The organism is Photobacterium sp. SP02, from assembly GCF_038519165.1.
Lineage (GTDB): Bacteria > Pseudomonadota > Gammaproteobacteria > Enterobacterales > Vibrionaceae > Photobacterium > Photobacterium halotolerans.
This window is the reverse complement of record NZ_JASJOJ010000082.1, coordinates 1-13,572: the sequence shown is the minus strand read 5'-3', so window position 1 is coordinate 13,572 and position 13,572 is coordinate 1. Positions and strand designations below refer to the sequence as shown.

The 13,572-nt window shown below is 53.9% G+C and carries 11 protein-coding genes; 6 read left to right on the top strand and 5 right to left on the bottom strand.

Features of this window, described 5'->3' with window-relative positions:
* The 4 genes from P0Y67_RS20870 to P0Y67_RS20855 form a co-directional block, all read right to left on the bottom strand.
* The coding region (locus tag P0Y67_RS20870; RefSeq protein ID WP_342393405.1) for a hypothetical protein at window positions 1-272 on the bottom strand (272 nt) is incomplete at its 3' end.
* A 60-nt stretch (window positions 273-332) separates the two neighbouring features.
* Complete coding sequence (locus P0Y67_RS20865; RefSeq protein WP_342393404.1) at window positions 333-1,547, bottom strand: lipocalin-like domain-containing protein; 1,215 nt, start codon at window positions 1,545-1,547, stop codon at window positions 333-335.
* Complete coding sequence (locus P0Y67_RS20860; protein WP_342393403.1) at window positions 1,496-3,961, bottom strand: ABC transporter permease; 2,466 nt, start codon at window positions 3,959-3,961, stop codon at window positions 1,496-1,498. Before P0Y67_RS20860 ends, P0Y67_RS20865 begins: the two co-directional genes overlap by 52 nt.
* Complete coding sequence (locus tag P0Y67_RS20855) at window positions 3,942-4,613, bottom strand: ABC transporter ATP-binding protein (RefSeq protein ID WP_342393406.1); 672 nt, start codon at window positions 4,611-4,613, stop codon at window positions 3,942-3,944. Before P0Y67_RS20855 ends, P0Y67_RS20860 begins: the two co-directional genes overlap by 20 nt.
* A gap of 263 nt (window positions 4,614-4,876) precedes the next feature.
* On the opposite strand from P0Y67_RS20855, the gene acsA reads away from it, so the two are divergent.
* From acsA to P0Y67_RS20830, 5 genes are read left to right on the top strand one after another with little or no spacing between them, the layout of a single operon-like run.
* A complete protein-coding gene (gene acsA, locus P0Y67_RS20850) occupies window positions 4,877-6,634 on the top strand; it encodes an acetate--CoA ligase (protein ID WP_342393402.1) in 1,758 nt (585 codons plus the stop codon).
* On the top strand, window positions 6,631-7,620 hold the full coding sequence (pdhA, locus tag P0Y67_RS20845; protein WP_342393401.1) for a pyruvate dehydrogenase (acetyl-transferring) E1 component subunit alpha: 990 nt from the start codon (window positions 6,631-6,633) through the stop codon (window positions 7,618-7,620). The genes acsA and pdhA overlap by 4 nt, the downstream gene beginning before the upstream one ends.
* Window positions 7,621-7,643: 23 nt before the next feature.
* Window positions 7,644-8,627 carry an alpha-ketoacid dehydrogenase subunit beta gene (locus tag P0Y67_RS20840; protein WP_342393400.1) on the top strand — a complete coding sequence of 328 codons (984 nt, stop codon included), beginning with the start codon at window positions 7,644-7,646 and terminating at the stop codon, window positions 8,625-8,627.
* Entirely contained in the window at window positions 8,627-9,877 is a 1,251-nt protein-coding gene (locus P0Y67_RS20835; RefSeq protein ID WP_342393399.1) for a dihydrolipoamide acetyltransferase family protein, read from the top strand. Before P0Y67_RS20840 ends, P0Y67_RS20835 begins: the two co-directional genes overlap by 1 nt.
* Entirely contained in the window at window positions 9,874-10,119 is a 246-nt protein-coding gene (locus P0Y67_RS20830) for an acyl carrier protein (protein ID WP_342393398.1), read from the top strand. The genes P0Y67_RS20835 and P0Y67_RS20830 overlap by 4 nt, the downstream gene beginning before the upstream one ends.
* A 26-nt stretch (window positions 10,120-10,145) precedes the next feature.
* Here the strand turns inward: P0Y67_RS20830 and P0Y67_RS20825 are convergent, their stop codons facing one another.
* Window positions 10,146-12,875 (bottom strand): cation-transporting P-type ATPase, encoded by a 2,730-nt coding sequence (locus P0Y67_RS20825; protein WP_342393397.1) that lies wholly within the window; start codon window positions 12,873-12,875, stop codon window positions 10,146-10,148.
* 203 nt (window positions 12,876-13,078) lie between these two features.
* Between P0Y67_RS20825 and P0Y67_RS20820 the strand changes: the two genes are divergently transcribed.
* Window positions 13,079-13,572, top strand: a 494-nt coding sequence (locus tag P0Y67_RS20820; RefSeq protein WP_342393396.1) for a PEP/pyruvate-binding domain-containing protein, incomplete at its 3' end; no start/stop codon positions are given.

The window sequence follows — 13,572 nt, the reverse complement described above, 5'->3', positions numbered from 1 at the left end:
TGATACGCGCGAACCTGCGGGTAAGATTCGCCCGGTGCCGGGTCGGTCAGGCGGATGCGGATCCGGCTTTGCACGCTGTCCAGGTTGTGCAGTTCTTCTTCGGTATGCTGGGTGTCGTCATCGTGCCAGATTTTTCGCTGCATCATAAGCACTGAGGTAATGCCGCCGGAGGTCATCAGGCGGTAGTCGTCCAACACACTGCCGAGCTTGCCGGCCAGCCTAGTGAGGGCGATGGCATTCTTCAGTACACCCTGATGGAGCGTACCACTCAAATATGAATAAGCAGACTTGGGCTGTGATAATGAAATACGTATGCCCGCTAAACCATGTTATCAATACCCTGTCAGCTCCATGAAACCTAGTCCGTTTTGGCTGCCGGAAGCGCTAACCGGGCCTTCCCAATACGGGAAAAGAAACGGCAGTAATTGATCTTCCCTTTGCGCCTGTACATCCAGATCGATCTGTTGCGCAGGCACTAGCAAATGCCAGCGGATCGGAAATGCCCTGCCGGAAAGTGTCGTTGTCGCTATCGGTGTTAACGAAGCCTGATCAGAAGACAGGGCGATTGAACGGCCATCCGGCCAGCTCAGGCTGCCGAAGACAAAAGGATCATGCTGCGTACTGCGGAGCTGATAGAGCATGAGTGCGCGGCCATCATCCAGATGGAGAGAAAACCAGTCCCAGCCGGTTTGATGCTCAGACATCGCCTGACTGCTCCATTCGCGATCAAACCAGCCCTCACCTTTCACCGCCATTGTCTCGCCGTCGAGTGTCACAACCCCGTCCAGTAACAAAAATGGCATGCTGTAGTAGTAAGACGCCAGCCGCGGATCCGTGGGGTCTTTCTGGCTGTAACCCGCCTCACCCTGTCTGACCAGATTGCCATAGCTCCGGATATTGAGCGTTGCGGCCATGCTGCTATCGTTCATGCTGCTATCGCTATTAGTGTGAGCATCGGTATGAGCATCTGAATGACTGTCTGAAAACGTCAGGGTGGCGGGAAACGGCGATGACTCCAGCCCCTGCCAGCGCCAGTTATCCAGCCAGAGACGATACGGTTCTCCTTCCACACCGGCCTGACCAATGCCGCCGCGGGCAAAGCGCTCAGCCTGCCAGCGTTTTTCTGCCGTGGTCACCACCGCATGCGCCATAAACCGCTGCGTATCTTGCCAGCCTGTGGCGCCTTCAGAGCCTGAAAGCGGCTGAGTGGCAATGCGAAATAACGTCCATTGCACCGCAATCCACTGACCTTGTTCGGTTTCCAGATTGGCCGTCAGATACCACCATTCGGTGCGAAACCCCGGATGACTCAAGTGATCCCTGGGAAACACCAGAGGCTGACCGGGCAAGACTTGTTCAAAACCCGTCTGGCTCTGCTGAGACAGTAAGTCTGCTGACCGGTTTTCTGGCACGCTCGTTGGTTCGCACCCCGATACGCCTGACAGGAGACACAAAACTAAAGCAAGCGGTTTGAACCGCGCATCAGCAAGCAGCATCAGAATGCCTCCCTGAGCGACAGCATGGCGGAACGCTTGACCAGACGCCACACCGGCCAGGCACCGGCCAGCAGCAATGCGGTCAGCGCCGTCCCGAGTGTCAGCAGGTACTGAAGCGGGAAAAACTGCACAGGCATGGTCCAGCCAAAAGAATACTTCAGCACCACATCGATCAGCAGTTGTGCCTGCAGTAAGCCAAGGGGTAGTGCAATCATTGCCGTCAGTACACCAATAGCAGCTAACTGTCCCCCGCCCAGCAAGGCCAGTTCTTTACCTGTCATACCCATACAGCGCAGTAAAGCAAACTGTCTCTGGCGCGATAGCTCACCTGCGATTGTGGCAATAAACAAGCCACCGATTGACACCAACAGCGTGAGTTTGCCCAGCGTGGCTGTGACGACGAAAGTGCGGTCAAACACCGCCAGTGCCTGTGCCATGATATGCGCGTTATCGCGAACCTGATTAGACTTCAGGCCAAATGTTTCCTGCAACCTGCCCTGAAACACGGAGGTGTGCTCTTTGTTGTCCAGGTGGATGGCAAGACTGACTTTGCCATCCTGTTGAAACAGCCTGTGCCATTGCTCATCAGACACAAAGATCTGGCTGTACGGGTTGCCGTAATCATAATAAATCCCGGCCATCAGCCAGTTCTCACCCAGCCTTAACGGTAAATCAACGCGCTGACCGGGCTGCCATCCCCTTTTCAGTGCCAGAGATTCACTGGCGAGAAAGACTTTCTCTCTGCCGTTGTTCTGCAGCGCCGACCAGTAGCCGTCTATATGTTGCTTCATGGGCAGCGACTGTTTTTCACCGTCTGAACGGCCAACACTGAGCACCTGCAAGGTATGCTCTTTCAGCTCGGCAGGGACTTCCTGTCGCCAGCGCCACCAAAGCTCGGTCACTTCCGGCTGTTCAGCGGCCCAGTTTGCTATTGCCGCGGCCTGAACCGTGGCAGGCTGCACATAGATATCGGCAGCCAGCCTCTGGCCCAGCCAGGTCTGAGTTGCCAGCCGAAAGCTGCCCACCATGGTATCCATGCCTATGGTGGCTGCCAGCGCCAGCATAAAGGCCATCGCTGCCACACCCCGGTAACTCAGGCTGGCGGCAGCATCACTGAAGAACCAGCGCACCCGTGGCGATTTCAACATTCTGGCAATGGCTTTAAATGCCGCCCACAGTATAAATGGCATGATCAAACCCGCCGCCGCTAACAGACAGCCAATCAGCACAAAGCCTGCAAACTGGCTGTGATCGACAAAATAGACAATGACGGCGGCAATAATAAATACGCCGGACATGCCTGCCTGCCAGATAAACTCTCGCCAGCTGCCCCGCACCATAGTCATATGCGCAGTCAGCCTGATCGGTGGGGTACGAATCAACCTCATTAACGGCCAGCCGCAGGCCAGCAAAGTGCCCAGAACCGCGATAAGCAGACTCAGCGCCCCCCATTGCCAGTGCCATCCCGTTGTCAGCGCAATATTCGCCTGATAGAGATCACTCAGGGTCACGGCGACAGAAGGTAATAACTGACGGGCCAGAAACAGCCCCAGTAAGTTGCCGCCCGCGACACCAATCATCAGCCAGATGACCACTTCAATGCACAAGGCGCCCGCCAGCTGTCTGCCCGTCACGCCGGCCTGACAGAGTAAGCCGACCAGAAACTGACGCTGGGTTAACGACAATGACATCGCCTGGTAGAAGATGAACAACCCGACGACAAAAGCCAGCATCCCCATAGCAAACAAATTAAGGTGAAATGCCCGGGTGAGCGGTTCCAGCTGTGCACTGTCGTTTTCCGTCAGGATCAGACCGCCGGGCAGCAGGGTATTGATATCCTGTTGCTCCTGAGCGCTCAATGCACCGCACAGCACGGCAGTGAAGCCGGAACGGGGGAATAACTGCCTGAGCAGACCCATGTCTGCCAGTAAGCGGGAGCCCTGAATCCGGTTGTTTCCCACCAGCACCAAGCGTCCGACTGCATCGCCAGAATCCAGCGTCAGTAGCTGGCCCTCTGTCAGTCCTTTTATCGCGGCCAGTTCGCGATTTATCCATACCGGATAAGGCTTTTGTGTCAGGGACAGTGCTCCCGTCACCTGACCATTGGACTGAGTGAACGGCAGCATCACAAACGGATCGATACCTGCCAGCGTCAGCTCACCGGCTTCAGTCGTCTGAATCCTGTGGGTTTCGAGGGGGACACATTGCTTATATCCCAGCCGCCTCAGCTGAATGTAAAAGCCCTGAGGCACAGTCATTCCTGCCTGATGATGCCGGATGGCATACTGAAACGGGTTATCAAATAACAGCTCGCCTTGCCTGTAGCTCGCTTTGGCCTGCTGATTGACCGCCAGCACGCCGACGAGCAGAGCAACGCCCATCATTAACCCCAGCAATAAGAGCACTATCTGCAAAGGGTGGCGCCGGTAATGCCCCCACAACGCATTAAAGACGGGGCTGCGCATTCAGTACGCCCCCTTTCAGCACTATGCTGGAATTCATATGGGAGGCAACCTGCTTGCTGTGAGTTACCAGCAGCAAGGAGCAATTTAGCTGCTCACAAAGTCCGGTCAGCAATCGCATGACAGCCTGAGCATTGCGCTCATCCAGACTGCCCGTCGGTTCATCGGCCAGCAGGATGTCGGGCTCCATGTATAGCGCCCGTGCAATGGCCGCCCGTTGCTGCTGCCCCCCTGACATTTCCTCCGGGTATCGCTTAAGTAAAGGTTTTAAATCCAGTGCGGAGACAATCGCTCGCCACAATTCAGGTTTTTCCGGCCAGCCTTTCAACTGGCGGCAGAATTGAATATTGTCTTGGGTTGTTAAGGTAGGAAGCAAGTTAAACTGCTGAAAAATAAGACCAATATGATGACGACGAAAAGCAGTGCGCTCACGTTCTGTCACGGCATGAATCGGGGTATCTGCCAGCCAGATTTCGCCTTGGTCTGCCTTATCCAGCCCTGCAATAAGATTGAGTAATGTGCTTTTCCCTGACCCGCTTTCCCCCATCAATGCAACCTGTTCGCCCCGCTGCAGTGTCAGTTCGGCGCCCTGAAGCACAGAATGAAACTCATTGCCATCCTGATACCCTTTGCAGAGTTCAACAAGTCGCAGCATTCCCACCTTAGTGGACACAATACGAGCCTCCTTTTTACCATTAACTGCCGCTTATCAGCCTGAAAGCAATGTATTTTCAGGAGAATGGGTTCAGGAGCTAAGTGTAGTACAAGGCTTGCTGAACAGGTGAGACGTTTAAAAGTGCCGACTTGTCTCATCCGGATCACCCTACCCTCCGACGAAACACACTATCCTTATACAACAACGCCGATGTTCAGTGTGAAGTAGCATCAACTCTGCCGTACTGGTTCAGGGGAGCATAAATGGGGCATCCGATTATTAAGAAATCATCAAAGGCTGCGCTTGCCAACCTGGCAAACTACCGGCAATGCTATGATGAATTCGATAGTCCTTGTCCAGAAGGGCCTCAACTGGCAGGACTACCGAATGGCGGCCTGAATATTTGCTATGAAGCGCTGGACCGTCACCTCAACAGCCCTGTCGCCGACAAACTCGCCATACGCTGGATCAGTAAAAATGATCAGGTGGTCGACTACAGTTATCGCGCTTTGTGTCAACTCACCAGCCGTTTTGCCAGCATACTCCCAGCCTTAGGCTTACCGACAGGTGCCCGTATTTTCAGCCTTCTCGGACGCCAGCCAGAACTCTATATCGCTGCGCTTGGCACCTTAAAAGCCGGATCTGTTTTTACGCCGCTATTTTCTGCTTTCGGTCCTGAACCCATTCGTTCCCGTATGGAAATCGGTGAAGCCCAATTACTGCTGACCACCCTCAGCCTGTATCGCAAAAAAGTGAAACCGTGGCGAGACACCCTGCCAAGTCTGAAAGCCGTCATTTTAATCGATGGTGACTCTGGCTCCGAACCCGACTGTTACTGTCTGGCAGAGCTCATGCAAAAAGCCAATCCCGACTTTCCTTGCGTCAACACGCAACCTGAAGACATGGCCCTGCTGCACTTTACCAGTGGGACGACCGGCAAGCCGAAAGGGGTGATCCATGTGCATCAGGCTGTCGAGTATCACCAGCGATCGGCTTTCTGGGCGCTGGATTTGAAACCCTCAGATATTTACTGGTGCACGGCCGATCCGGGCTGGGTAACCGGTACGTCCTACGGCATCATCGCCCCATTGTGCTTAGGTGTAACAATGATCATCGACGAAGCCGAGTTTGACACCGAGCGCTGGTATCACCTGCTCCAGCAACAAAAGGTGACTGTCTGGTATACCGCGCCAACCGCTATCCGGATGCTGATGAAAGCTGGCACCGATATTCGAAATCAGTATGACCTGTCTGCCCTGCGCTTTATTGCCAGTGTCGGTGAGCCGCTCAACCCTGAAGCCGTCATTTGGGGTCAGACCGTCTTTTCTATCCCTTTTCATGACAACTGGTGGCAGACAGAAACCGGCGGCATCATGATTGCCAACTTCGCCAGTCAGGATATCAAACCCGGCTCTATGGGCCGTCCTCTTCCCGGTATCGAGGCGGCGATCCTAAGTCAGCATGATAACGGATCGAGCGAAGTGATCACCACGCCGATGCAAGTTGGCGAGCTTGCCCTCAGGCCCGGTTGGCCATCCATGTTTCGTGGCTACCTGCATCAGGAAGAAAAATACCGGCACAGCTTTGCTCACGGCTGGTACCTCAGCGGCGATCTGGCTATGCAGGATGAAGACGGCTATTTCTGGTTTGTCGGACGCAAAGATGATCTCATCAAGTCCTCCGGACATCTGATCGGTCCGTTTGAGGTAGAAAGCGCTCTGATGGAGCATGAAGCCGTGGCGGAAGTCGGCGTTATCGGTAAACCGGATCCTGTCGCGGGTGAAATCGTCAAAGCCTTTGTGACGCTCAAGCCCGGCTTTACGCCCGATGAAGCACTGCAAAAAACCTTACTGGGATTTGCCCGCCAGCGTCTGGGGGCCGCCGTCGCACCTAAAGACATTGTTTTTCGCCGCAACCTGCCGAAAACCCGCAGCGGAAAAATCATGCGCCGGCTGCTGAAAGCCCGTGAACTCGGGCTGCCTGAAGGCGATATCTCAACTCTGGAGAGCGATGAGCAATGATCAGCAAACTCCATATCAACCGAGCTCACTTATTGCAGCAACTCAAACAGATGCTCAGGATCCGCCGTTTTGAAGAAAAATGTGCCGAACTTTATGCACTGGAGAAAATTCGGGGCTTTCTGCATCTCTATATCGGTGAGGAAGCCGTGGCAGTCGGTGTCATGAGCGTACTGACCGCCGATGACCAGGTGGTTGCCACTTACCGGGAACACGGCCATGCACTGGCCCGCGGAGTGAGCATGGGCAGCATCCTGGCTGAAATGTACGGCCGGACCACAGGGTGCAGTCGCGGACGCGGTGGGTCGATGCACCTGTTCGACCGGGCAACGCATTTTTATGGCGGAAATGCCATTGTCGGCGGCGGGCTCCCTCTGGCAACGGGGTTGGCGCTGGCCAATAAAAAAATGCAGCGTCTGGCGCTGACGGTCTGCTTCTTTGGTGAAGGCGCCGTTGCTGAAGGTGAATTTCATGAAAGCCTCAATCTGGCGGCTTTATGGCAGTTGCCGGTGTTATTTATCTGTGAGAACAACAACTACGCTATGGGTACCGCTCTGACCCTGTCTGAGTCCGAAACCAATATCGCCAGAAAAGCCGATAGTTACGGTATTGCCGCCGCACAGGTAGACGGCATGAATGTGGTCGATGTGGAGGCTGCCACCCTTGAAGCGACGGAGTTCATTCACAAACATCAAAAACCCTACCTGCTCGAATGCAAAACCTACCGTTTTCGTGGTCACTCCAGCTTCGACAGTCAGCTCTACCGTGAAAAAGAAGAAATTGCTCTGTGGGAAGCAAAAGGGCCAGTCAGGCAACTGGTGCAATGGATGAGAAACAACAGCCATTTACTGGACAGCGAGTTGGATGAAATAGAAAAAGACGTTGAAAAGGAAATTCAGGCTGCCGTCCGTTTTGCTGATGCCGGGGAGTGGGAACCGGTTGAAGATTTGTATCGGGATGTCTATAGCCCCCGGCAGACAAACAGTTAAATCGACTTGCGGGGATAGCCAAGATGATTTCAGAAACGATGAGCTACCGGGAAGCATTACGCGCCGGTCTGGAAGAAGCACTGATTCAGGATCCCCGAGTCTTCCTGATGGGTGAAGATGTCGGCCGTTATGGCGGTTGCTACGCCGTCAGTAAAGGACTGCTTGCCCAGTTCGGGGCTGAGCGCATTATCGACACGCCACTGTGCGAGTCCGGCTTTGTCGGTGTCGGCATTGGCGCGGCTCTCGGTGGCATGCGCCCGATTGTCGAAATCATGACGGTGAACTTCAGCCTGCTGGCGATGGATCAAATTGTCAATACGGCTGCCACCCTGCGTCATATGTCAGGTGGTCAGTTCAATGTCCCCCTGGTGATCCGCATGGCTTGCGGCGCTGGCAGGCAACTGGCCGCTCAGCACTCGCACAGCTGGGAAAATTTTTATGCCCATATACCCGGTCTCAAAGTCCTGAGTCCGGCCACTCACAGTGATGCCAGATACATGCTGGGACAGGCACTGACTGATCCAGATCCTGTCCTGATTTTTGAGCACGTCATGTTGCTCAATGAACCCGGCACAGTCCCGCAAACCCCTGATGCACCAATGGACAAGGCGCTGATTCGCCGCCTGGGAACCGATATCAGTCTAATGACTTATGGGGGCAACCTGCCGAAAGCTCTGGCTGCCGCTGAACAACTGCAACAAGACGGGGTCTCTGCGGAAGTGGTCGATCTGCGCTGCCTGCGCCCACTGGACAAACCCACACTGCTTGAGAGCGTTAGCAAAACTCACCGCGCCGTCATCATTGATGAAGGCTGGCAAACCGGCAGTCTGGCCGGTGAAATCAGTGCCATCATCATGGAAGAGGGATTCTGGCATCTGGATGCGCCGGTCAAACGGGTCTGTAGTGCCGAAGTGCCGATTCCCTATCCCCGGCATCTGGAGCAGGCTGCCCTGCCTCAGGTTGCACAAATTGTCGCGACGGCCAAAGCCGTGATGGAAGGTCGCTGATGACTCACCAAACTTTTGACATTGTGATGCCTTCACTGGGTGCCGACATGCGTGACGGCATGCTTACTGAATGGCTGGTTGCAGAGGGCGATCATGTCAACAAAGGTGACTCTATCGCCGTGATTGAAACCAATAAAGGCGCCATTGAGATGGAAAGCTACCATACCGGCACCATCAGCCGGCTTTTGGTACAGCCAATGTCCACACTGCCTGTCGGGGCCATTCTGGCCAACATCGACCTCGACGCTGAAACAGACATAGGCACAAGTGACGAGACACAGCCACCTGAACAACCATCGTCCCAGAGACAAGATCAACCTCTGGCGGCTCCCGCCGCTGCGCCAGCTCAAACCACAGACACCTCCGCACGCTCCGCGGCGGGCTCTCCCATGGCCTCGCCTGTAGTCAGGGCAATGGCGCGACAACAACAACTCAATCTGCAAGGCATCACAGGAACAGGCCCGTCCGGTGCCATTTTATTGCGGGATTTGAACAAGGCGCATCAGGCCCAGCAAAGCAATGACGCAGAAACGCCAGCCATATCACCCACAACCAAGACAACAGACACAGGCGCCAACCGCCGTAATCAAGCCGCCATGCGAGCAGCGATTGGCGCTGCGATGGAAAAATCCAAACGGGAAATTCCTCACTACTATCTGAGCCATGACGTCGATCTCAGCGCGGCACAACAATGGCTGAGCGATCAAAATGCCGACCGGGACCCTGAAGATCGCCTGCTGTTACCGGCCCTGCTCATCAAGGCCGTCGCTACGCTTCTGCCTCACTTTCCGTCACTGAATGGCTTCTACCAAAACGGGAGCTTTGATCAGGCACAGGCTGTTCATATCGGTACAGTGATCAGCCTGCGAGAAGGTGGTCTGATGGTGCCTGCCATTCATAACGCTGACCAGCTTTCGCTCAATGACACCATGCTGGCGCTCAGGGATATCAGCCTCCGCAGCCGGACCGGCCGGCTGCGCAGCTCTGAGCTGACCGATGCCACCATCACGATGACCAATATCGGCGAGCGGGGTTGTGATGGGGTGTTTGGCGTCATCTACCCGCCGCAAGTCGCGATCCTGGGTTTTGGCCGCTTGCGTCAGTCACCTCAAGTGAAAAACAATCAGATTGAAATCTGCGATACCCTGACAGTCACGCTCAGTGCTGACCACAGGGTCAGCGACGGCATCCAAGGTGCCAAGTTTCTTCATGCGCTGTCTCAGCAATTACAACAACCGGAGCAATTATGAACCAAGACGACATCAGGACACTGATCATAGAAGCTATACAGAGTGTCGCTCCGGAAATCACCGAAGCGGACATTGCCCCGGATGAGGATCTGCGCGAAGCATGCGATCTCGACTCAATGGATTTTCTTAACCTGCTGGCTGCTCTGAAGAAAAGCTGCGGTGTGAACATCCCGGAAGCTGATTATCAGCACGTCAGAACCTTCACGGGCCTGGTTGACTATCTGAATGATCACTTGGCTTAGTTGCAGCCATAACAAACAGGTCTCTCTCATTGCACCTGATCTCCGGTGCGAATGTCATGTAAGTGCAGGCGGATCTGCTTTTCGATCTCGAGAATCGCAAAAAATACACAGCCGACGACGAGGATGATCACCCCATCCCAGAACGGAATAGCCACTGTACCGAAAAGTATCTGTAACGGCGGCAGATACGTCATGGCAAATTGGGCCACTGTCACACAGATAACGGTCAGCCAGACAACCTTGGTGCCTGCAATCAGTTCCCATTTCAACGATGTTCCATAAATATTTCTGATGAAAAACAGGTGGAATATTTCCATGACAACTAACGTATTGAGCGCAATTGTACGCGCCAGCTCTAAGGAATACGCCTGATCAACAGCGTAAGCATACATACCGAACACGCTCCCAAGCAGCAGGACAGAGACAAAAATAATACGCCATACCAACTCTCCGTTCAGCAATGGTTCACTACGGGGACGCGGTGGCCTGCGCATGGTATTGGCCTCCGTTGGCTCGAAAGCCAGGGCAATCCCCAGAGTAATCGCGGTGATCAGGTTGACCCACAGAATCTGAATGGGCGTTATCGGCAGTGTCATCCCGAAGAGCAACGCCACCATGATAGTCAAAGCCTCTCCGGCATTAGTCGGCAGCGTCCAACTAATGACCTTCTTAATATTGTCATACACAGTTCGCCCTTCACGAACCGCTGCGACAATTGATGCAAAATTATCATCAACCAGGACGAGTTCCGCTGCTTCTTTCGCCGCTTCACTGCCTTTGAGCCCCATGGCTATACCCGCATCGGCACGCTTGAGCGCAGGCGCATCATTAACACCGTCACCCGTCATCGCAATGGTCATCCCGTGAGATTGCAGTGCCATCACAAGCCGCAATTTATCCTCCGGGCTGGTGCGGGCAAAGATATCCGTATCAATCACAGCCGCCGCCAACGCATCATCATCCATGTCATCGAGGTCGGCCCCCGTCAACACCTTGTCCGGGTTTTGCAAATGAAGCTTTTTCGCGATCGCGGCGGCAGTGCCCTTGTGATCACCGGTAATCATTTTTACCCGGATGCCGGCAGCACGACATTCCGCAATCGCGTTAATGGCTTCAGGACGCGGCGGGTCGATCAAGCCAACAACGCCAATCAATGTCAGATCCTGCTCAACATCGGTGAATTCAAGAACGGTATGATCCGGCGGCACAGATTTGACAGCAAAGGCCAGTACACGCTGTCCTTGAGCGGCAATGTCCTCAGCTTGTTGATGCCAGTAGCTGACGTTAAAAGCTTCATTTTTGCCAGCCACAGTACGCTGCTGGGTACACATCAAAAAGATTTGCTCCGGTGCCCCCTTTACGGCAACAAACGCATGATTTTCGTGATCGTGATTGAGCGTGGCCATGAAACGGTGTTTTGCATCAAAAGGAATTGCATCGGTCCGCATCCACCCTGCAAGCTCCTCCTGAATATCAATGCCAATTTTACCGGTCAGGGCGAGCAAAGCCCCCTCCATCGGGTCACCAACCACCGCCCATGTACCATCGTGATGGTGTAAAGAGGCGTCATTACACAATACGGCGACACGGCCAAGTTCATCCAAAATGACGTGTTCACTCGCATCGACTGCCGCTGCATTTAACCAGATTTCCCCTTTCGGCTCATATCCCATTCCACCCAGTGAGAAAATATGGGCGTCGGTCACGACAGAGGCGACCATCATCTCGTTACAAGTCAGCGTGCCTGTCTTATCCGTACAAATTACCGATACCGCCCCCAGCGTTTCAATGGCCGGTAAACGCCTTACAATGACATTGCGCCGCGCCATGGCCTGTACACCAACGGCCAGCGTGATGGTCAGCACCGCCGGAAGCCCCTCTGGGATAGCGGCCACTGAGAGACCCACGACAGCCATCAGCATATCCGAGAAGGCAAAATTACCAACGAAATACCCGAAGGCCAAAACTACGGCTGCGATTAACAAAATCAGGACTGTTAACCATCGCGCAAACACATTCATTTGTCTGAGCAAGGGTGTTGTTAGCGTTTCAATGGTTGAAAGCATGCCACTGATACGGCCGATTTCCGTGTCAGCACCAGTGGCAACAACCACTCCCCACCCCAGACCGCTGGTCACAAGCGTACCGCTGTACGCCATACACACTCTGTCACCGAGAGCCGTATTCATTGTAACGGCGTGGGTGTCTTTCTTAACGGGGACCGACTCGCCCGTCAATATTGCTTCCTGAACCTGAAGGCCATTTACTTGAAAAAGCCGGAGATCGGCGGGCACCTTATCTCCGGCTTCAAGCAGCACTATGTCTCCGGGTACTAACATCTCGCCTTCTACCGTATGACGCATTCCTTCTCGCAGCACCGATGCTTTCAGTGCGAGCATATGGCGTATGGCATCCATCGCCTGTTCAGCCTTCCCCTCCTGAATGAAACCTATGACCGCATTCACTATGACGACAGCCAGAATCACAAGCGTATCTGCCACATGCCCCAGCATGGCTGTCATAACAGCAGAACCAAGAAGGACATAGATAAGAATATTGTGGAACTGCTGCAGAAAGCGAAGCAGGGAATGTGGCTTTGGGGGTTCAGGTAAACGGTTCGGGCCATAAGAGGACAGACGTTTTGCTGCCTCTTCAGAAGAAAGGCCGTTTTTATCCGTATTCATTGCAGCAATGGCATCTGAGGACGCCATTTCATGCCACTCCCTCTTTTCCCGGCTCTCTGCTCGACGCTGCATTGTCTGATAAAACTCCTTTATCCTCTTAACTCTTTGACCACTACACCATTAATGGCAGGCTCTGATGAGGAATCAAGGCTGATAACAAGAAATCGATAATTCCAGCATAACTTGACTCATCTTTTGAGTGTGAACTCCTAAAATAAAATGAGTCCCGGCTCTGAGTTGATCAGAATCATCAGAGTGTCCAAAAGGAGAGCAGTATGACTTCCGACCACCAGAGCACTGCCAATCCGTTCATTTACTGGTACCACCAGTTACGCGTTACCGACATTCCTTTCGTTGGCGGTAAAAACGCCAGTCTGGGTGAAATGATTAGCCAGTTGAAAGAGACAGGCATAAAAGTACCGATAGGTTTTGCCACCAGCGCCCAGCTCTTTCGCGACTTTCTGAAACAAAATCAGCTTGATGAACCCATTGCCCAACTGCTGGCAGATATGACTGCCGGCGTCATAACGCTGACAGACACAGGCGAAAAAATCAGAGCACTGATCGCCCAGGGCAGTTTCACCACAGAGCAAGAAGAGGCTATTACCCTTGCTTATCAACAACTTTGTGAGCAACTGCAGACCGCCAATGTCAGCGTTGCGGTCAGAAGCTCAGCCACGGCTGAAGACCTGCCTGACGCCAGCTTTGCCGGCCAGCAGGAAAGTTACCTCAATATTTGCGGCCGTGAACAGGTACTGCAGGCCTGCCA

Coding starts and splice junctions, on each gene's coding strand:
- acsA (WP_342393402.1), top strand. CDS start 4,877: ATGGGGCATCCGATTATTAAGAAATCATCAAAGGCTGCGCTTGCCAAC.
- pdhA (WP_342393401.1), top strand. CDS start 6,631: ATGATCAGCAAACTCCATATCAACCGAGCTCACTTATTGCAGCAACTC.
- P0Y67_RS20825 (WP_342393397.1), bottom strand. CDS start 12,875: ATGCAGCGTCGAGCAGAGAGCCGGGAAAAGAGGGAGTGGCATGAAATG.
- P0Y67_RS20835 (WP_342393399.1), top strand. CDS start 8,627: ATGACTCACCAAACTTTTGACATTGTGATGCCTTCACTGGGTGCCGAC.
- P0Y67_RS20830 (WP_342393398.1), top strand. CDS start 9,874: ATGAACCAAGACGACATCAGGACACTGATCATAGAAGCTATACAGAGT.
- P0Y67_RS20840 (WP_342393400.1), top strand. CDS start 7,644: ATGATTTCAGAAACGATGAGCTACCGGGAAGCATTACGCGCCGGTCTG.
- P0Y67_RS20855 (WP_342393406.1), bottom strand. CDS start 4,613: ATGCTGCGACTTGTTGAACTCTGCAAAGGGTATCAGGATGGCAATGAG.
- P0Y67_RS20860 (WP_342393403.1), bottom strand. CDS start 3,961: ATGCGCAGCCCCGTCTTTAATGCGTTGTGGGGGCATTACCGGCGCCAC.